General features: G+C 64.5%; 20 protein-coding genes and 1 pseudogene. 11 read left to right on the forward strand and 10 right to left on the reverse strand.

The genetic code is table 11. The features are described 5' to 3' along the window. The first annotated feature begins 37 nt into the window (after nucleotides 1-37). The 4 genes from ABEA50_RS05870 (at nucleotide 38) to ABEA50_RS05885 (ending at nucleotide 3,985) form a co-directional block, all read left to right on the forward strand. Nucleotides 38-880, forward strand: a complete 843-nt coding sequence (locus tag ABEA50_RS05870) for a hypothetical protein (protein WP_345493990.1) — start codon at nucleotides 38-40, stop codon at nucleotides 878-880. A 307-nt stretch (nucleotides 881-1,187) separates the two neighbouring features. Next, the gene (trxB, locus tag ABEA50_RS05875; protein WP_345493991.1) at nucleotides 1,188-2,165 is read left to right on the forward strand and encodes a thioredoxin-disulfide reductase; all 978 of its coding nucleotides are present in this window, start codon (nucleotides 1,188-1,190) and stop codon (nucleotides 2,163-2,165) included. A 33-nt stretch (nucleotides 2,166-2,198) separates the two neighbouring features. Then, nucleotides 2,199-2,525: a thioredoxin gene (gene trxA / locus ABEA50_RS05880; protein ID WP_345493992.1), complete on the forward strand. Its 327-nt coding sequence runs from the start codon at nucleotides 2,199-2,201 to the stop codon at nucleotides 2,523-2,525. Between the two features lie 266 nt (nucleotides 2,526-2,791). Then, nucleotides 2,792-3,985 (forward strand): N-acetylmuramoyl-L-alanine amidase, encoded by a 1,194-nt coding sequence (locus ABEA50_RS05885; RefSeq protein ID WP_345493993.1) that lies wholly within the window; start codon nucleotides 2,792-2,794, stop codon nucleotides 3,983-3,985. 52 nt (nucleotides 3,986-4,037) lie between these two features. On the opposite strand, the gene ABEA50_RS05890 is transcribed toward ABEA50_RS05885, so the two are convergent. The 4 genes and pseudogenes from ABEA50_RS05890 to ABEA50_RS05905 all read right to left on the reverse strand — a co-directional run. Then, nucleotides 4,038-4,769 (reverse strand): GNAT family N-acetyltransferase, encoded by a 732-nt coding sequence (locus ABEA50_RS05890; RefSeq protein ID WP_345494679.1) that lies wholly within the window; start codon nucleotides 4,767-4,769, stop codon nucleotides 4,038-4,040. A gap of 226 nt (nucleotides 4,770-4,995) precedes the next feature. Continuing rightward, on the reverse strand, nucleotides 4,996-6,015 hold the full coding sequence (locus ABEA50_RS05895) for a ParB/RepB/Spo0J family partition protein (RefSeq protein ID WP_345493994.1): 1,020 nt from the start codon (nucleotides 6,013-6,015) through the stop codon (nucleotides 4,996-4,998). Nucleotides 6,016-6,069: 54 nt separating this feature from the next. After that, complete coding sequence (locus ABEA50_RS05900; protein WP_425577569.1) at nucleotides 6,070-7,029, reverse strand: ParA family protein; 960 nt, start codon at nucleotides 7,027-7,029, stop codon at nucleotides 6,070-6,072. 3,699 nt (nucleotides 7,030-10,728) lie between these two features. Next, nucleotides 10,729-10,900, reverse strand: a pseudogene (locus ABEA50_RS05905) (single-stranded DNA-binding protein); the annotation flags it as partial. Between the two features lie 333 nt (nucleotides 10,901-11,233). On the opposite strand from ABEA50_RS05905, the gene ABEA50_RS05910 reads away from it, so the two are divergent. After that, nucleotides 11,234-11,653 (forward strand): MarR family winged helix-turn-helix transcriptional regulator, encoded by a 420-nt coding sequence (locus ABEA50_RS05910; RefSeq protein WP_345494680.1) that lies wholly within the window; start codon nucleotides 11,234-11,236, stop codon nucleotides 11,651-11,653. A gap of 253 nt (nucleotides 11,654-11,906) precedes the next feature. Here the strand turns inward: ABEA50_RS05910 and rsmG are convergent, their stop codons facing one another. The 6 genes from rsmG to rpmH all read right to left on the reverse strand — a co-directional run bounded on the left by rsmG (nucleotide 11,907) and on the right by rpmH (nucleotide 15,624). Then, entirely contained in the window at nucleotides 11,907-12,677 is a 771-nt protein-coding gene (gene rsmG, locus ABEA50_RS05915) for a 16S rRNA (guanine(527)-N(7))-methyltransferase RsmG (RefSeq protein WP_345493996.1), read from the reverse strand. Nucleotides 12,678-12,837: 160 nt separating this feature from the next. Next, nucleotides 12,838-13,452: a Jag family protein gene (locus ABEA50_RS05920; RefSeq protein WP_345493997.1), complete on the reverse strand. Its 615-nt coding sequence runs from the start codon at nucleotides 13,450-13,452 to the stop codon at nucleotides 12,838-12,840. An 81-nt stretch (nucleotides 13,453-13,533) separates the two neighbouring features. Then, nucleotides 13,534-14,652: a membrane protein insertase YidC gene (yidC, locus tag ABEA50_RS05925; RefSeq protein ID WP_345493998.1), complete on the reverse strand. Its 1,119-nt coding sequence runs from the start codon at nucleotides 14,650-14,652 to the stop codon at nucleotides 13,534-13,536. 4 nt (nucleotides 14,653-14,656) lie between these two features. Beyond that, nucleotides 14,657-15,055, reverse strand: a complete 399-nt coding sequence (gene yidD, locus ABEA50_RS05930) for a membrane protein insertion efficiency factor YidD (protein WP_345493999.1) — start codon at nucleotides 15,053-15,055, stop codon at nucleotides 14,657-14,659. Next, entirely contained in the window at nucleotides 15,052-15,459 is a 408-nt protein-coding gene (rnpA, locus tag ABEA50_RS05935; protein WP_345494000.1) for a ribonuclease P protein component, read from the reverse strand. Before rnpA ends, yidD begins: the two co-directional genes overlap by 4 nt. A gap of 21 nt (nucleotides 15,460-15,480) precedes the next feature. Further along, nucleotides 15,481-15,624, reverse strand: a complete 144-nt coding sequence (rpmH, locus tag ABEA50_RS05940) for a 50S ribosomal protein L34 (protein WP_345494001.1) — start codon at nucleotides 15,622-15,624, stop codon at nucleotides 15,481-15,483. A 750-nt stretch (nucleotides 15,625-16,374) separates the two neighbouring features. Here rpmH and dnaA point away from each other — a divergent pair. The 6 genes from dnaA to ABEA50_RS05970 all read left to right on the forward strand — a co-directional run bounded on the left by dnaA (nucleotide 16,375) and on the right by ABEA50_RS05970 (nucleotide 24,550). After that, nucleotides 16,375-18,537 (forward strand): chromosomal replication initiator protein DnaA, encoded by a 2,163-nt coding sequence (gene dnaA / locus ABEA50_RS05945; RefSeq protein WP_425577570.1) that lies wholly within the window; start codon nucleotides 16,375-16,377, stop codon nucleotides 18,535-18,537. A 955-nt stretch (nucleotides 18,538-19,492) separates the two neighbouring features. Continuing rightward, the gene (gene dnaN / locus ABEA50_RS05950) at nucleotides 19,493-20,668 is read left to right on the forward strand and encodes a DNA polymerase III subunit beta (protein WP_345494003.1); all 1,176 of its coding nucleotides are present in this window, start codon (nucleotides 19,493-19,495) and stop codon (nucleotides 20,666-20,668) included. A 198-nt stretch (nucleotides 20,669-20,866) separates the two neighbouring features. Next, the gene (recF, locus tag ABEA50_RS05955; protein WP_345494004.1) at nucleotides 20,867-22,042 is read left to right on the forward strand and encodes a DNA replication/repair protein RecF; all 1,176 of its coding nucleotides are present in this window, start codon (nucleotides 20,867-20,869) and stop codon (nucleotides 22,040-22,042) included. A gap of 419 nt (nucleotides 22,043-22,461) precedes the next feature. Beyond that, nucleotides 22,462-23,022, forward strand: a complete 561-nt coding sequence (locus ABEA50_RS05960; protein ID WP_345494006.1) for a DUF721 family protein — start codon at nucleotides 22,462-22,464, stop codon at nucleotides 23,020-23,022. A 124-nt stretch (nucleotides 23,023-23,146) separates the two neighbouring features. Then, nucleotides 23,147-23,350: a hypothetical protein gene (locus ABEA50_RS05965; RefSeq protein ID WP_345494007.1), complete on the forward strand. Its 204-nt coding sequence runs from the start codon at nucleotides 23,147-23,149 to the stop codon at nucleotides 23,348-23,350. 288 nt (nucleotides 23,351-23,638) lie between these two features. Next, nucleotides 23,639-24,550, forward strand: a complete 912-nt coding sequence (locus ABEA50_RS05970; RefSeq protein WP_345494008.1) for an alpha/beta fold hydrolase — start codon at nucleotides 23,639-23,641, stop codon at nucleotides 24,548-24,550. Nucleotides 24,551-24,848 lie beyond the last annotated feature (298 nt).

Genomic DNA, 24,848 nt, shown 5'->3' on the forward strand with positions numbered 1-24,848 from the left:
GCCACACAACACGACGGATGACAACGATGGAGGTGCGATGGCGGCTCGACCGGTACCTCAACCTCCTTTCACTCCCGAGTTTCTCGCCGATCTGCACGCGGACAATGTGGCCCCGGAGCACCGCGACGAGCTGTGGGCCGCGGTTCGGCAAGACCCGGACGCCCTGAGGTTCCTGAACTCTCTGGACGATGTGTCCGCGCGTCTGCGCGGTCTCGGCAAGGACGAGCGTCCGCTGCACACCATGCCCGACGACGTCACCGCCCGGTTGGAACAGTTCCTCGAAACCCTGGACCCTGCCGATGTCTATACCGAGGAAGATCCGGGAGACCGTGCCGTACCGCTTCTCGGTGAGCGCCGAGCCGTATCCGAATCCGGCCCGCCGCCAACGGTTTCCCCGTCCATCGAAGCGCCCGGCACTCGGCCCGATGCCGGAGCGCCCCCACCCATCTCACTCGACGCCCGTCGACGGGCTCGATGGCAGTGGTTGGCGGCTGCGGCGGCCGCCGTGGTCATCGTCGCGGGCACGGGCGTGACGTTGGCCACCCTGCGTGGCAACGACCAGAGCGAACCGACCGCCAAACCCACCGCGAGCGTCACCCAACTCGAGGGTGACGACCTCGGCTCCATGGCCATTCTCAGCGCACTCGGTCGCAATGAGGTGAGCGGCACACTCGCCGCCCCGGCAGCGCGTGAGCGGTGTGTGCAGGCCAACGGACTGCAGCGCACGGTGCTCGGCTCGAGCGACATTCGGTTCCGTGGCGAGAGCGCCGTATTGATCCTGCTCAGCGGCCCACAGACGCCACAGATCACCGCCCTGGTCGTCGGGAGAGGCTGCAGCGCAGACGATCCGCAGCACCTCGCCATCCAGGACATCGGCTGACGCGCCTCGCCAAGTCGTCTACCCGCCCGGTGGGGTTTCGTCGAGCGGGCCGCAACCGTCGCACGCCACCGGCGGCTCGAACAGTGCTGACGCGCCTACCTTCTCGAACAGCGCTGATCAACGCCGCACACTGACCACCCACCGATCGACGCGCGGCCCAGGTGCGCGCACTCGCCCGGCGTTCCCCACCGCTGGACTGTGGGGAACTCGATCCCCCGTCATTTCTCCGTCGGCACCGCACAGGAACAACTGCCATTACCCTGTTGTTGACTCACACGTCCATTTGATTTCTCCCCGGAAGGGTCACATGAGCACGCCAGTTCGCGACCTGATCATCGTCGGCTCCGGACCCGCCGGTTACACGGCGGCCGTCTACGCGGCACGCGCCGACCTCGAGCCGGTGCTATTCGAAGGAACCCAGTTCGGTGGCGCCCTGATGACCACGACCGACGTGGAGAACTTCCCCGGCTTCCGCGACGGCATCATGGGCCCGGATCTGATGGAGCAGATGCGCGACCAAGCCAAGCGCTTCGGTGCCGACATCCGCACCGAAGACGTGGAAGCCATCGACCTCAGCGGTCCGGTGAAAACCGTCACGGCGGGCGGGGAAACCTACCAGGCGAACGCTGTGATCCTCGCCATGGGATCGGCCGCGCGTTACCTCAACGTTCCCGGCGAGCAGAAGCTGCTCGGTCGCGGTGTCAGCGCCTGCGCTACCTGCGACGGGTTCTTCTTCAAGGGCCAGGACATCGTGGTGGTCGGCGGCGGCGACTCCGCCATGGAAGAGGCGACGTTCCTCACCAAGTTCGCCAACACCGTCACCATCGTGCACCGCCGCGAAGAGTTCCGCGCCTCACGCATCATGCTCGACCGCGCCAAGGCCAACGAGAAGATCAAGTTCGCACTCAACGCCGAGGTGGCCGAGGTACACGGCGATTCGACCGTCACCAGCCTCACGCTGCGTGACACGAAGACGGGGGAGACCTCCGAGCTCGCGGCAACCGGCCTTTTCGTCGCCATCGGCCACGATCCGCGCAGCGAATTGGTCCGTGGCCAAGTCGAATTGGACGACGAAGGCTACGTACGCGTAGTCGACCCCGCCACCGCGACCAATGTCGAGGGTGTCTTCGCCGCGGGCGACCTGGTCGACCACACCTATCGCCAGGCGATCACCGCCGCGGGCACCGGCTGCCGTGCCGCGCTCGACGCGCAGCACTGGCTGGCCAGCCAGGGTGACATCTCCTCGAACACCGTGGACAACGCGACCGCCGTACCGGCCACTTAATCCTTCTCTCGTTCCCTCGCTAGGAGTTCAACCATGTCCGGAAATACGGTCACCGTGACCGACGCCTCGTTCGCCGACGACGTCCTACTCAGCGAAAAGCCCGTCCTCGTCGACTTCTGGGCCGACTGGTGCGGACCGTGCAAGATGGTCGCCCCCGTCCTGGAGGAGATCGCGGGCACCCACGCGGACAAGCTCACCGTCGCGAAATTGGATGTCGACGCCAACCCCGGCACGGCCCGCGATTACGAGGTGCTTTCCCTGCCAACTATGATGCTGTTCCGCGGTGGTAAGCCGGTGAAGCAAATCGTCGGCGCCAAGGGCAAAGCCGCCCTACTGCGCGAATTGGACGGAGTAATCTGACGGCCCACCAGCCGTCAGCACCGAAAATCGCGCCCGCGCAAGACAAGTAGGAACAGGACGCCATGTCCAACCGGGCATGGCGTCCGCCACACGACAACAGAGCGTCAAAGGGCATCGCTTTCCAGCGACGCGCCGTAGGATGCCTGCACCCGGGAATGCCGAATCCCGGATCGGGTCTGCGACAATCGAGGACGCTCCGGTCGTGCGACGGTATATCCATCGCATGGGTGGGTACCCGGAATGACGGAAGGAAAGGGCTCTCACGCATGCACCGACTTCGTCACGGTGATATCGGTCCATCCGTAGCAGAGGTTCGGAGCGCCCTGGCAAGTCTTGGCTTCTTACACGCACACGTCGTGCCGGACCGCCCGGACGCGCGGGAGTACTGGAAAGACACCGCGGCCACCTTCGACCACCACTTGGATTCCGCGGTCCGCGCCTTCCAACAACATCGCGGGTTGCTCGTCGACGGAATCGTCGGTCCGGCCACCTACCGTGCGTTGAAGGAAGCCTCCTACCGCCTCGGCGCGCGCACCCTTATCTATCAGCTGTCCGCACCGCTCTACGGCGACGATGTCGCGACACTGCAACGCAAGCTGCAGGACCTCGGCTTCTACGTCCATCGGGTCGACGGCTATTTCGGGCCACACACCCATGACGGCCTGAGCGCATTCCAACGCGAGATCGGCTTGTCCGCGGACGGTATCTGCGGCCCCGACACCCTGCGCTCACTCGAACTCCTCGGCGCACGCGTTACCGGAGGCAATCCGCACCGAATCGCCGAGGAGGAAGTGGTCCATCGCGCGGGCCCGCAGCTCACCGGTAAGCGAATCGTCATCGATCCCGGCCTGGGTGGCACCGAAAAGGGACACCCGGTTCCCACTGAGTTCGGTGACGTGTACGAGTCGGAAATCCTGTGGGACTTGGCAAGCCGACTCGAGGGCCGAATGGCTGCCACCGGCATGGAGACCTTCCTTTCACGCCCATGGGGGGCCAACCCCACCGACGCGGAGCGCGCCGATACCTCGAACGCGTTCGACGCGGATCTGATGATCTCCCTACGCTGCGTGACAAACCCGAGTCCCGGCGCCAACGGCGTCGCGGGATTCTATTTCGGTAACTCGCACGGGTCGGTGTCGATGATCGGCCAAGTTCTCGCCGGCTTCATCCAGCGCGAGGTGGTGGCGCGTACCGCGCTGCAAGACTGCCGCACCCACCCGAGGACCTGGGATCTGCTACGACTGACCAAGATGCCGACCGTCCAGGTCGACATCGGTTACCTCACCAACGATTACGACGCGGTGACCCTCACCGATCCACGGATGCGCGATGTGATCGCCGAGGCCATCCTGATCTCGGTGAAACGCCTTTACCTGCTCGGTCAGGACGATCAGCCCACCGGGACGTACACCTTCGCGGAACTCCTTGCCGAAGAATTGGCAGCCGCCGACCGGATGTAGTCCGGGTCAATACTCGAGAAAGCGCTCGGCCGGACCGGCCGAGCGCTTCTTTTTATCGTCCGACCCCGACCCGAGCGGGTGGGGTCATCGAAGCGGCGGCGAGCAACTGATCCAACGCCCGTTCCACGTCTTCCTTCCAACCGTGATCGGAGTCGAGCTCCAGGCGCAACCGAGGGAACCGGTGATGTGGCGCAATCACTTCGAATCCAACGTCTTCCAAGAAGTCGGCATCGATCATGCAGGTGTCGGGGGAGCATTCGGTGCGCGGGCCAGCCGCGTTGGCGCCCTTGATAGGCGCGATGATCCGCTCCATCAGGGTCATCGAGCCGAAGCGCTCGGACAGGGCATGCGAGGGCGGATCGGTACGGACACCGAACGCCTCCAACGCGCGCACCCCTCGGCGCACCAGATCCGCCACCACGGCCTGCATCAGCTGATGCGCGATATCGGCGTGCTGGTAGGGGAATTCGGCGTGCAGGGTGGTCAGCAGGACCGCGTCCGGGCTCACCGGGGATGTGGGGAAGAGGGTGGATCGCGGTACGGCGCTCGGCGGCGAATACAACGCGCAACCGGCGACATTCCCGTCGACGTTCGCGACCTGTCCGCAGGAGCCCCACTGCAACAGCACGGTGGACAACCATGCTTCCTTCTCGAACACCGGATCGGTGAATGCCCGGGAATCCTCGGCGACGGCGGGGTCCATCTCCCAAAACACGCAACGCCGGGAATGCGACGGCAACTTGTCGAGCTCTCCGAGGGTCAGTGCTGTCACGCTGGTCGACACTGCTCTGCTCAGCCTCCAGCTATCCGATTCGTCCACGCTCATGCCGCATCACTGTTTCTTGCCTCACTCCACGTCACTGTGCTCCTGTTGGTTGGACTCGATTGGTCAGGCACACCGTCGCGGATCCGCGGAACTCGCGAACCAGCATTTCCAAGCGCTGTCACAGTGACGTTTCAGCGCCGGGTACGTGCCTATCCCCATAACGAGTTGATTTTTGCCACTTTTGTTACGCAGTGGGCTTGGTCTGCTCCATCAGGTTCACAATGCGCTCGAGGTCGTCCACCGAACCGAACTCGACGACGATCTTGCCCTTCCGCTTGCCCATGCTCACGATCACTCGAGTATCGAATGACTCGGACAACCGATCGGCAACCTTCTGAATACCGGGCGCCGTCATCGGCTTGCGTGCCGGGGGAGCGGGGGCCTGCTCCTCTTGCTCCGGCTCACGGTTCGCCAGTGTCACGGCCTCTTCCGTATTTCGCACCGAAAGTCCCTCGGCGACAATGCGCGCGGCGAGTACCTCCTGCGCATCCGCGCCCGAGTTCAGACCGAGCAGGGCACGGGCATGCCCTGCCGACAACACGCCCGCCGCGACTCGGCGCTGCACCGGGATAGGCAACTTCAGCAACCGAATCATGTTCGTCACCACGGGGCGGGAGCGGCCGAGTCGAGTCGCCAGCTCCTCATGGGTAACGTCGAATTCCTCCAGCAGCTGCTGGTAAGCGGCCGCCTCTTCGAGCGGGTTCAGCTGCACCCGATGGATGTTCTCCAGCAGTGCGTCGCGCAGCATCGACTCGTCCGCGGTCTCCCGGACGATAGCCGGAATAGCCGTGAGCCCGGCTTCCTGGCAAGCGCGCCACCGCCGCTCACCCATGACGAGCTGAAACTTTTCGACACCCGGCTCCAGCCGACGCACCACGATCGGTTGCATCAACCCGAACTCACGGATCGAATGCACCAGCTCCGCCAGCGCCTCTTCCTCGAAGACCTGGCGCGGCTGCTTCGGGTTGCGCTCGATGAGCTCGGGCGCGATCTCGCGGTAGGTCGCACCGCCTTCGGCAAGCTCGGGGTCATCTTCGGAAGGTTCAGGGATGCGGTGCAGATACGTCGAGGCCGGCTGCGGGCCAACGGGGTCCAGGCCGATCACGCTCGCCGCGGAACTACTCAGCCCCGGCGCCGCCGCCGGACCGGTCGGGATCAGCGCGGCTAGGCCACGCCCGAGTCCACCCTTTTTCGCCTGAGTCATCTGCCTACCGGCCCCTTCCTCGTTCCACCACGACCCGGATCGCGGATAACCAAGTTACTCCGCACCTTCCACTACAGCAGCCTGTTGTGACACCACAGATCGAGCCGCTATCTCGCGCCCGGCATCGAGGTAGCTCATCGCACCTCGAGAGCCTGGATCATAATCCAGCACCGTCATGCCGTAGCCCGGCGCCTCGGAAACCTTCACGCTGCGCGGGATTACCGATCGCAACACCACGTCGCCGAAGTGCCCTCGAACTTCCTCGGCGACCTGATCGGCGAGCTTGGTGCGCCCGTCGTACATCGTGAGAATCACGGTCGACACGTGAAGTTCGGGGTTGAGGTGCGCTTGCACGAGACCGATATTGCGCAGGAGCTGACCAACGCCCTCCAGTGCGTAGTACTCGCACTGGATCGGCAACAGCACTTCCTTTGCCGCCACCATGGCGTTGACCGTGAGCAAACCGAGCGAAGGGGGGCAGTCGATCATCACGTAGTCGATGTCGAATCCGGCGATATTCGCTTCCTGGATGGCGGCTTTGAGGCGACCTTCCCTGGCGACCATCGAGACGAGTTCGATCTCCGCGCCGGCCAAATCGATGGTCGCCGGAATGCACAGCAGCCGCTCGTTGTGCGGGCTGGTCTGGATGGCGTCTTGGACCGACACCTCACCAATGAGCAGCTCGTAGCTGGAAGGGACGCCCGAATAATGTTCGATCCCCAGCGCCGTGCTCGCATTGCCCTGGGGATCGAGATCGATCACAAGAACAGTCATCCCTTGATGCGCGAGGGCCGCGGCGAGATTCACCGTGGTGGTCGTCTTCCCGACGCCGCCCTTCTGGTTCGCGATCGTGATGATGCGTTGCTCACGAGGTTTGGGCACTGTCACCTTTCCTGGATGAAGGACCTGACTTGCACGCTGGGCTTCCACTGCTATCGGAGTCTCGCTGGGGGAGATGTGCCCGAACGGTGTGTTTCCGAAAGTGTCGGCGTCGAAATTGCTGGCATCCAGCATCCCCGGAACGCGCGAGGCCGTTTCCCGTGAAACATTCGCCTGACCGCTCGACATAGACAGCTCCTAACCAGAGAACTTCAACTCACGTGCTGCCCGACGAGCATCAATGCCGTGCCTGCGACAGTCGTGCCGGAGCCGGACCAGATGACTCAACCGAGTTCGCGAGGACCGATCGACCGAGCGGAGCTCTTCGTCCCTCACAAGACTCTCCGTGGCACCGCTCACGCCCGACGTCCACTAGCTTGCCAGCACTGGACGGGATAAGAAAGCTGAATCGCTGCGTAGCGCAACACGACACAAAAATCGTCGGCGATTCGCCGCGACTCGCCCATGTTTCCCGTGAAACCGTCACCCTGCGTTTCCACCAAACACCCCAGGCGTAGCGGTTTCACGGGAAACATGACCATCCGACGCATCACACCGAACCCGCACGGCAACGTCACATTCGGAAGGCAGCCTTGGGATTCGCAGCCGGACAGCGCCTTCCACGACCGCTATCGCCGACCGCCCACACGCGTCCGGAACTCACACCGTCCCGCGTCTTCGGAACCGCTCGCCCATCGTCAAGAGACGAACGGCTCCCCGCACCGGAACGTGCGGGCGGCTCATCCCCACACGCGCGGGAAGTCGTCGTAAGTACCACTGCGGGCTGTGCAGCGACCGAGGGGGAGGGTTCGCACTGCCGAATGATCAAAGCGCTGAAGATCAACGATGTTTCCCGTGAAACCGCACCCGGCAGAGTGGCGGCCGACGCAACATCTCCTCGCCCCGAACCAGACACCGCGCCCCCCAAAACATCTCGACGGCTGCCGACCTCACACCACACGCATGGCCGATGCGGACACCCGCGGCGGTGCGCCTCACAGCGCCCACCCGATGTCGCGCACCCGGAGGAACCCGACCACATCGTCCACGCCCACAGCCCGCAACACAGCCGTGTCACTCGCCGTCAGGTCCGCACCCGCAAGTTGTCCCGCAACCGCGATTCAGCTGCGAAGCGAGAAGCTGGCCGTACCGCTCAGGCGACAAGAGGCGACAGCCACCGACTCCTTACCGAGCGAAGCCATACCGACCGCGCGTGAAGCGGACTCGGAGAAACCGATTCGCATCTTTGTGAGTGCGCCGCGCGTCCGAGTGCGTGAGTGAGCCTGCGTGAGTGAGCCTGCGTGGGTGCGTGAGTGAACCGGCGTGAGTGAACCGGCGAGCGCAGCGTGCGTGCCTGTGGGTGCGTGCCTGTGGGTGCGTGCCTGTGGGTGCGTGCCTACGGGTGCGTGCCTACGGGTGCGTGCCTACGGGTGCGTGCCTACGGGTGCGTGCCTACGGGTGCGTGCCTACGGGTGCGTGCCTACGGGTGCGTGCCTACGGGTGCGTGCCTACGGGTGGGCGCGTGCGGGTGCCCCGGTGGACATGAAGTTCCGGTTGGGTCTAAGTCGTTCGCTACCGAGTTAGACCCTCGCGCGGACTGGGGTAAAGGACTCGATTACCGAACCCCCGGCGGCACGCAGACCGATACCTTGTCGCGGGTGGGCGCGTGCGGGTGGGCGCGTGCGGGTAGACATGAAGTTCCGGTCGGGTCTACGTCGTTCGCTACCGAGTTAGACCCTCGTGCGGACTGGGTAAGGACTCGATTACCGAACCCCGGCGGCACGCAGACCGATACCTTGTCGCGGCGGGGTGCGGGCGGGTGGACGCGTGGAGGGGAGCGGAGCCGAACTGAGGGGTTGTGTGTTGTGCGGCGCCCAGGTGAGGCGCAGGTGCCCGGAGTGCCGATCGCTGGCGTGTGTGAGTTCGCCGCGCAGGTCTGAATCTGTACACGGACGCAGTGCGCGACTGCCGCAGTGTTTCCCGTGAAACCGTCGACCCGGCCACGGCCTCCAACATCAGACAGACCGTCACGGCCCGGTGATGTCTAGCGTCATGGTGTGAGTCTTGACGGCCACCGACCGCCCGGCCAGGGGAGCGCGTAAAAATGCGCGCGTGAGGGGCCGCCCTCGAAGGCAGCCAACGAGTGGGAACCTGGGTGAGGCACCTGTGCCCGAAGTGTCGATCGCATGGGTGTGCGCACTCCAGCAGTCTGAATCTGTTCACGGACGCAGTGCCCGACTGCCGCAGTGTTTCCCGTGAAACCGTCGACCCGGCCACGGCCTCCAACATCAGACAGACCATCGCGGCCCGGTGATGTCTAGTGGTCCGAGTCTTGACGACTGCCACCGACCGTCCGCACGACCGTTTGCGCGACGGTCTCGAGCTCGCCGGAAGGAAAGGGACGTGTCGCGCGAGTCGGCTCCGCGCAACGGATCAGCTCGCCAACCTCTCAACGGATGAACGCCTGTGCCGATCTGCAGACACTCATGCCGGACAATGCTTTGCCCACTGTCGGTTCTCGGCGTGGAGCTCACAACGACACTGCCGCGCATCCGCTCGCCGACTGCGCCAACCACGGGCTTGTCGCGAGTTCTCGCGTACGCGTTGATGGGGGACACGCGCTCACTGTGTATGTCCCACCAAATCGACAGTCGGGATGCACCAGACGTCGCGGGTCGCTACCAACGCCCCCGACGCGGGTTCACGGTTTCCCGTGAAACATCGAAATCCACGCGGTGCGGGAGCAACACCTGCGGCACCGTCATGGATCACCTGATCTGGTTCGTCGGTAGCCCACGGCAATCGGAGACGTCCGGGCGCTAGCCAACCGACGACTGTTTAGTCGAGCACTTACACCGGGGGCATGCGGCGCGATATCGGACAAGCCCGGCACCGTCCCCTCGCCGTCAGCAACCCATCCATACACCAGAGCCATTTCGACACGTGACAGATCCCAGCGTGCGGGAGATATCCCCGGGCCTCTCCCGTGGCCAACTTCTCTGCGAACCAGGAAGGGGCGAAACCCATTCCAGACGGTTCCGTCGGACGTTCCGCTCGAACAAAGCCGAATCGCGCCCGAAGGTTGTGTCTGCGGCGAAGTCACACTTGCGCGAGCATGCGCCACCGAGCCGTTACCGCGTCAAACCGCGTCGCCAACTCCGCACTCAACCAACGAGCACTCCCTTCGAACTGACACGGCCGATCCATTGCTGGGTTCTTGCTTACGTCCACCAACGCCGCGACGCTGTTTACGGGAAACCACTAGGCGCCGCGTCGACAAGGTATCGGTCTGCGTGCCGCCGGGGGTTCGATACATCGAGTCCTTTACCCCGGTCCACACGAGGGCTCGGTAGCGAACGACTTGGACCTCGACCGGAACTCCATGTCCACCGGGGCAGCCGAACCTGCGCGTCGGGAAACTCCCACCACCGAAGGTTCACCATCTACTGCGGTCGACCGCGACGCCGCTCGATTCACATCAGCGAGCATCGATTCGCATCGGGTGGAGATGGATCGCCGATCAGACTCATCGGCTCGACTCATCCCTGGGCACTACCGAAGATCGTCAACCGCCACCGCACCACCGACAATGGCCAGTGGTCTGAGGTTGGTTGCGAACCAGGCCCCGGTGAGCGGACCTGCTCCGTGCCCAACGGGCCGCACCTCCTGAGCGACCGCAGAGAAGGCATGCGAACTATATGAAGGAGGGGAGCACCACTGATCCGCCGGGATTTCAATCAAGGTGTCACAGCGGAGCTTCGCGAAGGCCGATGGGCGTACTGGCTCACCCGTCCGTTTCATGTGAAACATCTCGGACGATCTGGCGACTTGGAACTTGGCCCGCCAGACCGCGACATCCAACATGAGCGCTCCGGATACCGGTCGCCTGCTGGACCGCGAGCCGAGTCAACTCCTGGAGCGCATCGAGCACTTCACCGCCACGGCCGACCAGCTTGGAAAGATCGCGGCCGCCGTCGATGCTCACGATCGCGCGGTCACCTTCGACGCGCCGTCGTCGGGGCCGCGTCGCCGGAAGTCGAGATCCGAGGTGTCTGCGGCGGAGTCACGCTTGCGCGAGCATGCGCCAAAAGCTGTTACCGAGTCAAAGCGCGTCGCCAACTCCACACCCCCAACGATTACTCCCTTCGAACCAACACAGCCCCATCCATTGCTGGGCATTGATCGCAGGCCAAAGGGAACTATATTTAGATCTAAATCTAAGCTAGAGGGACGGACAGAATTGGTACTCGAACCCGCCGATCCGATCGACGCTATCGCGACCGCGTGGCTGCGGGAGCGACCAGGCACCCCCATTGATTCCATCGCGATTGTCACGCGGATGTGGCGCGCGGCGAAATTGTTCGACGACGATCGGCGCCGCCTGCTGCGCGAATCGGACGCTGATCCCGCGACATTGGATCTGTTGTCGACACTGCGTCGAAGCGGGCCGCCCTACCGACTGACCACGCGAGAACTAGCGGACTCCGCACTTGTTACCGCGGGGGCGATCAGTCAACGAGTTGCCCGCGCGGAACGGCAGGGACTGGTCGCCCGGCATCCACACACGGATGGGACACGACGAGTCGACGTCGAACTCACCGAGTGCGGCCACTCGACGGTGGAGCATTTGGTGGATGCGGTCCTCGGTCGCGAGACAGATCTCCTCGGCGGACTCACCGAGCAGGAGCAACGGCAGCTCCGCCATCTGTTGCGACGACTGCTCGACGAATTGCATAGCTCCCTCGATCGACTGACGTGATTTCTGTGGTTGATTCACGTTCCCGTCCGACCCGCCAGTACCGCGGCATCCTGCCCGTCTGCCCGTCGCGGCAGCGAACGACTTCGATCCTGGACGCAGTGCGACCGAGAACAATGCCCGTTGTAGAGCACCATCAGCCCCTCGGCCAAATCGATACCGCGAGAGCGCTACTGCGGCAAACGTTCTGCGTCACTACATCAACGGCACCACGCACGCTGCGAAACAGATGCAGCGACCCGAACCAGCCGCCGAGCTATTTGGCACCGCGGGCGCGACCGCGAATCGACTCACCTCTACGCTTCGACGCCTTCACCTCGCGCCGAGCCCCTTCACGGCGTCGGTTCGGTCGCTCGGCGCGGGGGAGTCGTTCGGCACTGATCACCACCGTCGGAGTGGTGACGATCCCGGCGCCGCATTCCAGCACCTCGGCCTTGCCGGCACCGGCGCGAACGAGCGCTTCCCGGTCGCGTTCGAGTTCTTCGGCCGCGCTCGAACCTTTGAGGGCGAGCATCTGCCCATGATCGCGGAGCAGGGGCAGCGACCAGTGGACCAGTTTGGCCAGTGGCGCGACGGCGCGTGATGTCACCACGTCGGCGCCGCCTGCTTCTTTCATCACGCCGGATTGCTCCGCACGGCCTCGGACGACCGTGACATCGAGACCCGCGGACTCGATGAACTCGCTGAGGAAAATGGTGCGACGCAACAGCGGCTCCACCAAGGTGATGCGTAGGTCGGGTCGCGCGATGGCCAAGGGAATTCCTGGCAGTCCGGCGCCGCTGCCGATGTCGACCACGGATGCGTTCTCGGCGATCAGCTCACCAAGCACCGCACAGTTGAGGATGTGTCGCTCCCACAGTCGATCCAGTTCGCGCGGACCGATGAGGCCGCGCTCTACGCCCGCCGTCGCCAGTTCCGCGCAATACCGCCGCGCGAGATCGATGCGGTCGCCGAAGATCGTCGACGCGGAAGCCGGTGGTTCCAGCTCGGGAGGCAACGCACTGGCGCCCCCAAGATCTCGTTCCACGTGAAACGTCCTTCCGAACTCGATTCGATGGGGGAGTGGCGCTATTCGACATCACCGATATCGAATACGCGACAGGGCCCCCGATCCGAAGACCAGAGGCCCTATCCAACCACTATCCGGCTGCGAGCCGAAACAGGCTGCCCTACCGGGGTGAACCGTTCTACGCGGGAACTACCACCACGTGACGATTCGGCTCGGCACCTTCGCTCTCACTGCCCGCACCGTCTACCTCGGCGACCGCGTCATGCACGATCTTGCGCTCGAACGGCGTCATCGCGGGAAGCGATTCGGGCGCACCCGATTCCACCACACGCTGCGCGGCCGCCGTGCCGATCGCGCTCAGCTCTTCGCGCCGCTTGGCCCGCCAGCCCGCGACATCCAACATGAGCCTGCTCCGGATACCGGTCGCCTGCTGGACCGCGAGCCGAGTCAACTCCTGGAGCGCGTCGAGCACTTCACCGCCGCGGCCGACCAGCTTGGAAAGATCGCGGCCGCCGTCGATGCTCACGATCGCGCGGTCACCTTCGACGTCCAGGTCGATATCGCCGTCGAAGTCGAGTACGTCGAGCAACTGCTCGAGATAGTCGCCCGCGATCTCGCCCTCTTCGATGAGGGCTTCCTCGCCGTCCTCGCCCTCGTCGTCGTCCTCGCTGTCATCCGTGACGCCCTCGACGCCGTCGTCGATGACCTCATCCGTGACGGCTTCGGCTTTCGATTCCTCGTCCACCGTGGTCGTCGCCACCGTGGCGTCCCCTCCGTCGGTCTCAACAGTCATGTGCTTTTCCTTCATCTGCTCATCGCGAGCGCGGAGGCTCACTACCGAACGGTGTCGCGGTCAAAGTGGTTGCGACGGGCGTCAACGCCGGCGCTTCTGGTTCGCCTTGCCTCGATTGCCCTGCCGCTTCTGGCTGCCCGACTTGCGCTGGCCTGCGTTCTTACCGGTGTTCTTGGCGGCGCCGTTGGTGTTCTTCGCCGACCCACCGGCCGTGCCGTTCGTCGAGGGCGAGCCCGGCTCCGCGTCATCGGACGCTTCGTCGGACGCCGCCGAAGACGCCGGTTTCTTCTTCGTATTGACAGGCTTGGCGCCAGGCTTCGGCGCGTTCTGTGCCCGCTGTTCCAGCTTGACCTGCTTCTTCGCCTCTTCTTCCTTGGCGATGCGGCCGAAGACAAGATGCTGCTGACCGTAGGTCCAGAAGTTGTTGGACACCCAGTACAGCAGGATGGCGATCGGCAGGAACGGTCCACCGACCATCACACCGAGCGGGAAGACCCACAGTGCGAGCTTGTTCATCATCGCGGCCTGCGGCGCGGCGGCCGCCTCCGGCGTCTGCCTCGCGACGGACGCGCGCGCGTTGAAGTGGGTCGCGAGGCCCGCGATGATCATCAGCGGGATCGAAACCAACGCGATGTTCAGCTTGGTCGGCAGCCCACCGAAGTCGGCGAACGCCTCCAGTTGGTTGACCGGCATGGTGATGAACGCGGAGATCGGCGCACCGAAGATACGAGCGCTCAGGAAGGATTGGACGTCGTCGACACCGAAGATGTAGTTCGCGGTGTGCGCGTTCTGTTCGGACGTCATACCGAGCTGGCCGATACCGTGCCCGGTCCGGTTGAACGACCGCAGCACGTGGAACAGGCCGAGGAATACCGGAACCTGGGCCAGGATGGGCAGGCAGCCCATCACCGGATTGAAGCCGTTTTCCTTCTGCAGCTTCTGCATCTCGGTCGCCATCTTCTGACGATCGTTCTTGTACTTCTTCTGCAGCTCCTTGATTTGCGGCTGCAGCTCCTGCATCTGCCTGGTCGTGCGTACCTGCTTCACGAATGGCTTGTAGAGCACAAGGCGCAGGGTGAACACCAAGAACACCACCGCGAGTGCCCAGGCGAACCCGTTGTCCGCGCCGAACGCGAACCCGAAGACTCGGTGCCAGAACCATAAGATCCAGGACACCGGGTAATAGATGAAGTCGAGCACGGCGCTATGCACTCCCGTCGTTCGTGTCGCCGATCACCGCGCGCGGTGATCCTGTACAAGCATTCGGCCCCGACCCCGGCTCGGCCTGCGGGGTGTGTTCCCGCGGCGCCGGGTCGGTTGCTGCCTCGTCCGTTGGATCAGCGCGAAGTGTGCTCCGCTTCGGCTCTGGAACGGGGTCCCACCCACCAGGGTGCCAGGGCGCGCATTTTGCCAGTCGCACGACCGTCAGTCCGAGACCGAGAAACAGGCCTCTTGTGCGCAACGCGGTCACCGCGTATTCGCTACAGGTCGGGGTGAAACGGCAGGAAGGCAGACGTAGGGGCGACACATAGGTTCGGTACAGCTCGATCAGGAAAACCACGGACTCGGCGGGCAACCGAGTGATTCGCGTCGACACGCTCATGTTCGTCCGGCCGATCCCGCGTGTGCTTTGCGCACCGCGGCTCGCAGCTGGCGCAGAAGTTCTTCCGACGTGGCGTCGGCCGCGCCGGGAAGCGCACGAATCACCACATCGGTCTCCGGGGTCAGCTCGTCGGTCACCTGGGCGCACATATGACGCAGGCGGCGTGCCACCCGGTGTCGAATCACCGCGTGGCCCACCGCCTTGCTCACAATCAAACCGAAGCGCGGCCCACCAGTGCGGGCCAACGCGACATTCGCTGCCGGACTTTCGTTCGTATCCGAGTGCGCGTCGTACCGGTGCACGTAGATGTGCACGACAACGTCACGCCTCCCGATTCGTTGGCCGCGGCGCACCGTCCGGGAGAAGTCGGCACGATGATGCAACCGATACGGCTCAGGCAACACCCGAGCGTCCGAGAACGAAGATCAAGCAGTGAGGGACGCGCGGCCCCGACGACGGCGCGTCGAAACGATGGCGCGACCGGCGCGGGTACGCATCCGGAGACGGAAGCCGTGCACGCGCGCCCGACGACGGTTGTTCGGCTGGAACGTCCGCTTGCCCTTGGCCACGGTCAACACTCCCTCGAGTTGGTGGACACCGTACGGCGCCCGAAGTTTCGTTAGAACAGGTATTTCGCGATGATTCGCAGGTCTGGTCATCATCAGTGCGTGTCGGTCCTGGCGCACGTCGGTCTAGATCACGACCGTCGATGGGTCTACACAGGACCATCACCGCACCATGGGGTGACTGTACGAGGGTACTGACCGGCTCCGAGCAGGTCAAACTCGCCCCCTCCTGTCCGCCGGCGATCTCCGGCCGAGACGGCTAGCTCGACGGTTTGCTCGATCGCCTGGGTTTGCACCACAATGTGGAGCCTCGGCGGATCATCGGCGACACGCCGTAGACCGCGATTATCGGTGAGTTCGTCCACACCCCTGGCCACGCTCGACCTGGACGACTAGCATGCGTAACCAGAAGATTGCCACAGAACCGCAGGTCCAGGCCTCGCAGCGACTACGCGCAGGCGCGGTGGGCAGTTCCCCCAGATTTATCCACATCTGTGGATAATTGTGTGGAAAGACCCCTGGAGTGGCATATTCGTAGGGCCGACGGTGCCGACGCCGACGCCTGGAACGGGGGTCCTGGCGACGTCCGGACAGATTACGGACGTACGCAGAATCGGCGGGACTCGACCCCGAGCATGGTCGTTGTTCAGCATTCCCACCGCGTACCCCGACCGTCTGCTCCTATCGACCTACTTCTGGGGAGGAACTGCATTGGACGACGAGCAGAACGTGTTGGCGACGGTGTGGCCGGAGGTGGTCACCGAACTCACCACCGGTTCGGCCGATGGCGGGATCCCGTCGGTGACCAGAGCACAGCAGGCGTGGCTGAAGCTGGTGAAGCCGCTGACGGTAGCGCAGGGATTCGCCCTGCTCTCCGTGCCTTCGTCGTTGGCGCAGGAGGCGATCGAACGCGATCTGCGGGAACCGATCCTCCGTTCGCTGGCACGCCGGCTCGGGCCGCAGGTCGAGGGGCTCGGCGTGCGGATCGCGGCTCCCGTGACGCCCACGGTCGACCGGTCGAGCAACAATCCGAGGCACGCCAGGATGACGAGTCGGCCCGATCGCGGCCGAGAGCCCGTCCGCGAACAAGGCAACTATCCGCCGCAGGATTACGGACGCGAGGATTTCCCCCCGCCCCGCTACGCGCGCGCGCCCGATCAAACCCAGCCCGGCTACCCCGCGGCCGAGCCCGGCTATGGGGCCGGCGAGTACTCCGGGCCCGACTATTCCCGCGCCGGATACCCGCAGCAGGGTAGTTATCCACAGGCGCCTGGCTACAACCCCGCGCCCGCGTCGACGCCGAGCCCCAGCTACTCCGAAGATCGCTATTCCGATAGCTACGGTGAGGGCGCGGAGTTCACCGAGACGGCATTCTCGGATCGAGACTTCGCCGACAGCGAGTTCCCGGACGGCGAATTCCGGGACAAGGAGTATCAGCCCGCACGCGATTACCCCGCCGGGGCCGCGAGCGACGACTACCCGCGACCGGAGTTCGCGCGTGCCGAGTACCCGGCACGTGGCGATTACGGCGATTCGCCGGAGAAACCGCCGAGCAGAGACGAATCCGCCGCCGGTCAGCGCCGCGATTCCGGCCATCCACAGCGCCGTGAGCCCGGATATCCGCCCGGTCAGGAGTCACTGTTCAGCTCGGATCCGCACACCGCGCCGTTGCGCGGTCCGGTGCGCACGCCCGTCCGCGAGGCAGCATCGGCGGAGGATTCGCCGCGACGCGAAGTGGCCGATTCGGCCGAAGACGCCCCGCGTCGCGACGACGCCGCACGGGACAATCCACGCGCGGCTCCCGACGACGAGCCCGTGGTGAATCTGCGCAACTCGTGGCCGACCTATTTCGCGAAGCAGCAGCACGACACCGCTCCCGCGAACTCGGCGGCAAGCCTGAACGCCAAGTACACCTTCGAAACGTTCGTCATCGGAGCGTCCAACCGCTTCGCACATGCCGCGGCGGTCGCGATCGCGGAGGCACCCGCCCGCGCGTACAACCCGTTGTTCGTCTGGGGCGCTTCAGGATTGGGCAAGACGCACCTGCTACACGCGGCGGGTCACTACGCGCAGCGCCTCTTTCCTGGGATGCGGGTGAAGTACGTCTCCACCGAGGAGTTCACCAACGACTTCATCAACAGTCTGCGTGACGACCGGAAGGTGGCGTTCAAGCGCAGGTACCGGGAGACCGACATCTTGCTGGTCGACGACATTCAGTTCATCGAGGGCAAGGAAGGAATCCAGGAGGAGTTCTTCCACACCTTCAATACCCTGCACAACGCGAACAAGCAGATCGTGGTCTCCTCCGACCGTCCGCCCAAGCAGTTGGCGACGCTGGAGGAGCGGCTGCGTACCCGGTTCGAGTGGGGCCTGATCACCGACGTGCAGCCGCCGGAGTTGGAGACGCGGATCGCGATTCTGCGCAAGAAAGCACGGATGGATCGGCTCGATGTGCCGCATGACGTGCTGGAACTCATCGCAAGCAGGGTCGAGCGAAACATCAGGGAGTTGGAGGGCGCGCTGATCCGGGTGACGGCTTTCGCCTCGCTCAATGGGCAGCCGTTGGATCTGCCGCTGGCCGAGGTGGTGCTGCGCGACCTCATGCCGGACACCGCGACGCTCGAGATCAACGCGGCGACGATCATGGCGGTCACCGCCGAATACTTCAACACCACGCTGGAGGAGCTCACCGGCCCTGGCAAGGCGCGCCCGTTGGCGCAGGCACGCCAGATCGCGATGTATCTGTGCCGGGAACTGACCGATCTATCGCTGCCGAAGATCGGTCAGGCCTTCGGTCGTGACCACACAACGGTGATGTACGCGGAGAAGAAGGTCCGTAAGGAGATGACGGAGCGTCGCCGGGTCTATGACCAGGTGCAAGAACTAACAGCCAGAGTCAAGCAACGCTCACGCTAAAACTATCCACAGCCTGCACCGCCTCTGACCAGGGGCGGTGCTTTTTTTGGCTTGTGGATTCCTCGAGGAATCCCTGTGGAATCCTCGAGGAATCCACTGGTTTGTCCACCGGTTCATCCACAAGCTTGTGCGCAGATCGTTCATGGTCTGTTCACAGGCAGCTATCCACATCGTCCACAGGCAGACGCATGCACAGCCTGTGACCAGGGGGAGTGGTTGTTTGTGCCTGTTGATTCCTCGAGGAATCCGTGTGGAGTCCTCGAGGAAACACCGAGTTGTCCTCGAGTTAGCGCACAGGTGGAACAACTCGGCCGATCTGGTGGAACAACTCGAGGACTGCTCGAGGACAAATTTGGGATAGATCGCGGCTCTCCACAGCCGTCCACCGTTCATCCTCGAGTCACTCAGAAGTCATCCCCACGGCACCATGCATGCCGACCTGCGGATTCGCCCCCAGTCCACAGATTCCACAGCGCCTATTACTACTTCAGTTCTTCCCTTGGAAGATCTCTCTTTAAAACAGGGTGTGTGGAAAGTTCGTCGAGTCGCTTCGGCCCGAGTGCGCACCGATCCACAAGCCGCAAGGAAGCCGAGCGGGCCAGTGGCTCGAGCCCGCGCTCGCGTCCTCGACCGTCGACTCACGCGTGCTCTGCCCTGTTGGGATCGCGTTCACGCTTCACACCCCCGCTATCAGCGCGGTCCCGCGCATCGGTGATCTGACGGAGGGTCGGACTAGGCTCACGCGGCACACTGCGGGTACGGTTTGTTGTCGGTCGCCTGTGCCACACTTCGAGGCGATCGAATCCAGTACCTTTCGAGAACCCACGCTTTCGAGCACCGACGCTTTCGCACCACCTTCGGTGTGGATCACCAGTCGCCGACTGGGCGAGAATGCGTAGGCGCTTGGTCCGGCGGCTTGACACAGATCACGGAATCAGGAGAGGACAATCGGGCGATGGAGCTTGCGAGCATGAAGTTTCGGGTCGCTCGAGAAGACTTCGCGGAATCCGTTGCCTGGGTGGCGCGCAGCCTGCCGTCACGCCCTCCTGTGCCCGTACTCGGCGGTGTGTTGCTCGTGGCGGGCGAGGACGGGCTGACCGTCTCCGGCTTCGACTACGAGGTGTCCGCGCAGATGCGTGTCGCCGCCGAGGTCGCGGGCCCCGGCCAAGTTCTGGTCTCCGGTCGTCTGCTCGCGGATATCACCAAGGCGTTGTCGAACAAGCCTGTGGATGTCTCCGTCGATGGCACGCGCGTGCTGATCAGCTGCGGCAGTGCGAAATTCTCGTTGCCGACCATGCCGGTCGAGGACTATCCACAGCTGCCCGAGGTGCCGCAGCAGACCGGTGAATTGAGCGTTGACGTGTTCGCCGAGGCGGTGGGCCAGGTGGCTGTCGCCGCGGGCCGCGACGACACGTTGCCGATGCTCACCGGAATTCGGGTGGAGATCGACGGGCAGAAGGTCGTGCTCGCGGCCACCGATCGGTTCCGGCTCGCGGTGCGGCACATCGAATGGCAGCCGGCGCAGGCCGATATCGAGACTTCGGTGCTCATTCCGGCCAAGACGCTGTCGGAGTCCGCCAAGACGCTCGGGGCTTCCGATGCGCCGGTGCAGCTTTCGCTGGGGACGGGCGCGGGATCGGACGGGTTGCTCGGCCTGGTGAACGCGGGTCGGCGTACCACGACGCGGCTGCTCGACGCCGAGTTCCCGAAGTTCCGCCAGTTGCTGCCGAAGGAACACACCTCGATCGCGACCTTGCAGGTCTCGGCGCTCGCCGAGGCGATCAAGCGCGTTGCCCTCGTCGCCGAGCGTGGGGCACAGGTGCGGTTGGAATTCTCCGACGACGGCTTGCTGCTGTCGGCGGGTGGTGACGACGCCGGTCGCGCGGAGGAGTGGCTGGAAGCCGACTTCCGTGGCGAGTCGCTGACCATCGCCTTCAACCCCGGTTACCTGACCGATGGGCTTGCCGCGTTGCACGCCGACCGGGTGACCTTCGGGTTCACCACGCCGAGTAGGCCCGCGGTCTTGCTGCCCGCGGCCGAGACCGAGCCGGAGGCGTTGGATTCCGGCGCGTTCGCCGCATTGGCCAGTCCGTACATCTACCTGTTGATGCCGGTCCGGCTTCCGGGCTGATCGTCGGTGCGGGGTCGAACGGCGCACTCGGGCGTCGAACCGGCGGTGTCGGGGCGCTCGTGGATGAGTTCGCGACCTCATCGACTCGATTTGATTCACAGGTCTTCCACATGCTGTGTCAGTGCCTCCCCGCAGCGCTCTTTTTCGGAAGCACATCGGAAGAAGCCTGCATTTGTGCAGGTAGAGGCGTTATAGCGAATGTTCATTCGATCGCTGACGCTGCGTGACTTCCGCTCCTGGGAACACGCGGAACTGGAATTATCCCCAGGCCGAACGGTTTTCTTGGGATCCAACGGCAACGGGAAAACCAATCTGCTCGAAGCCGTCGGCTACCTCGCGACGCTCGGTTCGCACCGGGTTTCCAGTGACGCCCCGCTGCTGCGGATGGGGGCCGGTCGAGCGCGTATCGGCGCGACGGTGGTGAACACGGGTCGCGAGTTGCGCATCGATCTCGAGCTCAATCAGGGCGCGGCCAATCGCGGGCAGATCAATCGGTCGCCGGTGCGCAGGCCGCGCGAGCTGCTGGGCATCCTGCAGACGGTGTTGTTCGCTCCGGAGGACCTCGCGCTCGTTCGTGGCGATCCCGGCGAGCGGCGGCGCTTCATGGACGAGCTGTGCACGGCGCTGCTGCCTCGCCTTGCCGCGGTGCGCGCCGATTATGACCGGGTGCTGCGTCAACGCTCGGCATTGTTGAAATCCGCTGGTCGGCAGGCGAGGTCGCGTGCGGATCTGAGCACCCTCGACGTGTGGGACGGGCATCTGGCCGAACATGCCTCGGTGCTGCTCGCGCAGCGTTTGCGCCTGGTCCACGAGCTACATCCACACCTGGCCAGTTCGTATGCCTCGATCGCACCGGAGTCACGGCCCGCCTCGATCGCGTACCGCAGCGCGAGCCTGCCACCTGAATTTCTCGATCCCGCACGGACACCGAGTCCCGACGATGTCGAGGCGCTCGCGGAGATCATGCTGCGGGAGTTGGTCGCCGCCAGGCCGAAGGAGTTGGAGCGCGGGGTCTGTCTGGTTGGTCCGCACCGCGATGATCTCGAGCTGATGCTCGGTGCGGCACCGGCGAAGGGGTTCGCCAGCCACGGCGAATCCTGGTCGTTCGCCTTGGCTTTGCGGTTGGCCGCGTTCGAGCTGATGCGTGCCACCGGTGCGGAGCCGGTGTTGTTGCTCGATGACGTGTTCGCCGAGCTGGATCGCCGTCGGCGTGCGGCCTTGGCCGCGGTGGCGGCGGGTGCCGAGCAGGTGTTGATCACCGCGGCTGTCCCGGAGGACGTGCCAGCCGAACTCGCCGCCGCTCCGCTTCGGGTGGCGACCGTTGGCGAAGGGGACGGACGGATTTCGCAGATAGCGCCGCTCGAAGCGGGGTAAGTCTCAACCTGAGATATACACAGAAAAGGGGGGTTATCCACAGGTCCTGTGGACAAATCGATTCGCGCGGGCCGTGATTCGCCCGCCGCGTGCCGATGACGACGATCGCGTTGATGTCGGTGGCCCCTCGTAAGCTGTTGCGAGGTAAGCGTCCTCGACACCCGATGTGCCATCTGAACTGCGCCAACGCTGATTTGAGCACGGTTGTTCTTCGGTCGCCCCGCAATCTCGTTGCCCACCAAGTCGACTCGGTGCCAGACGACCAGCGGGGTGCTCGCCGCCGGAAAAATCGTGATCGATGGCGACCGCGGACCCTGATATTGTGCGTTTTCCACATGGCGCGACCCGCCTGCCGAATTCGCCCGTGTCCCCGCTGTTCCCGGAGTCGTGAGCGCCACGACGAGCAAGGAGAGGTAGCCATGAGCGATCAACCGGAGCCTCCCGCCGCCGAGGGGGCGAAGCCGGAGCTTCGCGGGGTCGATCTCGCTCGGCGTGCGCTGGAGGAGGCGCGGGCGGCGGCGAAGGCCAGCGGAAAGTCGGTGGGGCAGGGGCGATCTTCGCCGCAGCGGCGCTTGCGTTCCGGTGCGCGCAGGCGCAGCGGATGGTCGGGCCCCCGTCCGGATGAGCGTGACCCACAACCGTTGTCCCGTTTGACGGGCTCGATCGCGAAGAATCGTGGGTGGTCGACCAAGGTCGCCGAGGGCACGGTATTCGGCCGGTGGAGTGGCGTGGTCGGCGAGGACATCGCCTCGCATGCCACGCCGGTCACGCTCAAGGACGGTGTGTTGAGCATCGCCGCCGAGTCGACCGCGTGGGCGACACAGCTGCGCATGTTGCAGGGTCAGATCCTGGCGAAGATCAACGCCGCCGTCGGCCAGGGTGTGGTGACGTCGTTGAAGATCTCGGGCCCGGCGGCACCGAGTTGGCGCAAAGGCGAGCGGCATGTCCGAGGCCGGGGTCCGCGCGACACCTACGGATAGGAGTTGTGCGCGGAGACGGTGCGACCGGGATATTCGGACCGCGCCCGACGGATACCGAGTTGAGCCGTCCGTTGGTGCGATCGGCCAAGGCGGGTGCGCCGCACCGAGCTCATCGGTGCGGCGCGTGCGGAAGAACCCGCCCCGCGTCGATATCGTCGACCGGCTACGCCGAATCCGCACCCTCGGCAGGGCGAGGGCACCGTGCCTTTCGCTGGAGCAAGAAGTGGGCGACCGGACTCGGATCGATGTCATCGATGGATCTCGCTGGAGTACGGGCACGGTGTGGGATACCTCGGATCGCCGCGACGACTCGTTCGACCGTGGGTAATAGGTGCGCTTGTCCGTGCGGAAACGCAAGTGATCAACCTGGTCGCTATGTGGTACTCGGTGTTACATTGAACTCGGCTTCGCCGTTCGGGGGTATGTCGCCGGGTTCTGTCGATTCGCCCGCGTTCCACGTGAAACCGGCTGCGCGGAACCGCGCTACGCGACAACGGATTTGAAGGTCAGGCGCCGACTCGGTGCCAAAACTCCGTCGATTGAGGTTCGTTCGAATCCGAATCATGAGAGATGTGGCATCGGATCCGAACGAGTACCCGGGATAGAAGAGGTATCAATGACGATCACCACCGGCCCGTTCCCCGCGCGTCCGACCCACACGGTCCGCCGTGGCGAAGTCGAGCTCGCGGTCTTCGAGTGCGGCGATCCCGCGGCGACGCCGATCCTGCTGGCCCATGGTTGGCCCGATACCCACGTGCTGTGGAATCGTGTCGCGGCCCTGCTATCCGATCGATACCGGGTGATCGCGTTCGACAATCGTGGCGCGGGCGATAGTTCGGTGCCTACGGAGGTGGCCGCCTATCGACTCGAGGAGCTGGCCGCGGATGTTCGTGCCGTCGTCGAGGCTGTCGCGCCGGGACAGCAGGTGCATCTGGTCGGTCACGACTGGGGTGGTGTGCTGGGCTGGGAGTTGGTCGGTACGCCGGGCGCGGACTCGGTGATCGCTTCGTACACCTGTGTTTCCGGCCCGAACCTGGACTTCCTCGGTTCCTATCTGCACGGCCCGTTCTCGGCGGCTCGGTTGCGGGGTTCGCTGACGCAGATGGCCGCGTCCGCCTACACCGTCGTCTTCCAGATACCCGGCCTGCCGAATCCTGTGCTGCGCTTGTTCTCCGACCACTGGCCGCGCTTCCTTTCCTTCTTCGATGGTCTCGATCCGGCATTGGTGGAGGTAGCGCCGACGTTGCGTGCCGACATGATCAACAATTTGAAGCTCTACCGTGCGAACATCCGTGGGCGGCTGCGCCGTCCCCGTCCGCGCACGGTCGAGGTCCCGGTGCAACTCATCGTGGCCAGTGGTGACCGCGCGGTGCGTCCGGTGGTGCACGCCGAGGCCGACCGGTGGGTTTCGGACTTGACGCGCACGGGGATTCGCGCGGGTCACTGGTCGCCGATCTCGCATCCCGCCGATCTGGCGCGCCTCACCGCTGAGTTCGTCGATCGGATCGGCGACGAACCGCACCGGTGAGTCGCACCCGAAGGTCGGATCTCCCAGAAGGCATTCTCAGCACACTTCTGATGGGTCGAAACGGGCGAATGGCGGAATCGAGTCGCCGATATCCGATTTCTCGCATTCTCGGAGCCGTCAGGGGTGTCGTAGGTGCACTGTAAGTTGGGCGTACCAGTAGGATGGTGACGTAACTAGCGGCGATACCCTTCGGCGCGTTCCGCACAGACCGCGCGCGACCCCGTGAATCTCGAGTATTTCAGGACTCCGGGCTCGGCGTGTGTGTGCTCGACCGCTGCACCGAGGATCAGCAAGTAAG

It is taken from the genome of Nocardia callitridis (assembly GCF_039543305.1).
Lineage (GTDB): Bacteria > Actinomycetota > Actinomycetes > Mycobacteriales > Mycobacteriaceae > Nocardia > Nocardia callitridis.

Excerpts from the sequence above, each read along its gene's own strand:
- ABEA50_RS05885 (WP_345493993.1), top strand. The coding sequence starts at position 2,792 with ATGCACCGACTTCGTCACGGTGATATCGGTCCATCCGTAGCAGAGGTT.
- ABEA50_RS05960 (WP_345494006.1), top strand. The coding sequence starts at position 22,462 with ATGAGCGATCAACCGGAGCCTCCCGCCGCCGAGGGGGCGAAGCCGGAG.
- trxB (WP_345493991.1), top strand. The coding sequence starts at position 1,188 with ATGAGCACGCCAGTTCGCGACCTGATCATCGTCGGCTCCGGACCCGCC.
- ABEA50_RS05910 (WP_345494680.1), top strand. The coding sequence starts at position 11,234 with ATGTGGCGCGCGGCGAAATTGTTCGACGACGATCGGCGCCGCCTGCTG.
- trxA (WP_345493992.1), top strand. The coding sequence starts at position 2,199 with ATGTCCGGAAATACGGTCACCGTGACCGACGCCTCGTTCGCCGACGAC.
- ABEA50_RS05895 (WP_345493994.1), bottom strand. The coding sequence starts at position 6,015 with ATGACTCAGGCGAAAAAGGGTGGACTCGGGCGTGGCCTAGCCGCGCTG.
- ABEA50_RS05870 (WP_345493990.1), top strand. The coding sequence starts at position 38 with ATGGCGGCTCGACCGGTACCTCAACCTCCTTTCACTCCCGAGTTTCTC.
- ABEA50_RS05900 (WP_425577569.1), bottom strand. The coding sequence starts at position 7,029 with ATGCTGGATGCCAGCAATTTCGACGCCGACACTTTCGGAAACACACCG.
- yidD (WP_345493999.1), bottom strand. The coding sequence starts at position 15,055 with ATGAGCGTGTCGACGCGAATCACTCGGTTGCCCGCCGAGTCCGTGGTT.
- recF (WP_345494004.1), top strand. The coding sequence starts at position 20,867 with ATGTTCATTCGATCGCTGACGCTGCGTGACTTCCGCTCCTGGGAACAC.
- ABEA50_RS05970 (WP_345494008.1), top strand. The coding sequence starts at position 23,639 with ATGACGATCACCACCGGCCCGTTCCCCGCGCGTCCGACCCACACGGTC.
- dnaN (WP_345494003.1), top strand. The coding sequence starts at position 19,493 with ATGGAGCTTGCGAGCATGAAGTTTCGGGTCGCTCGAGAAGACTTCGCG.
- ABEA50_RS05920 (WP_345493997.1), bottom strand. The coding sequence starts at position 13,452 with ATGACTGTTGAGACCGACGGAGGGGACGCCACGGTGGCGACGACCACG.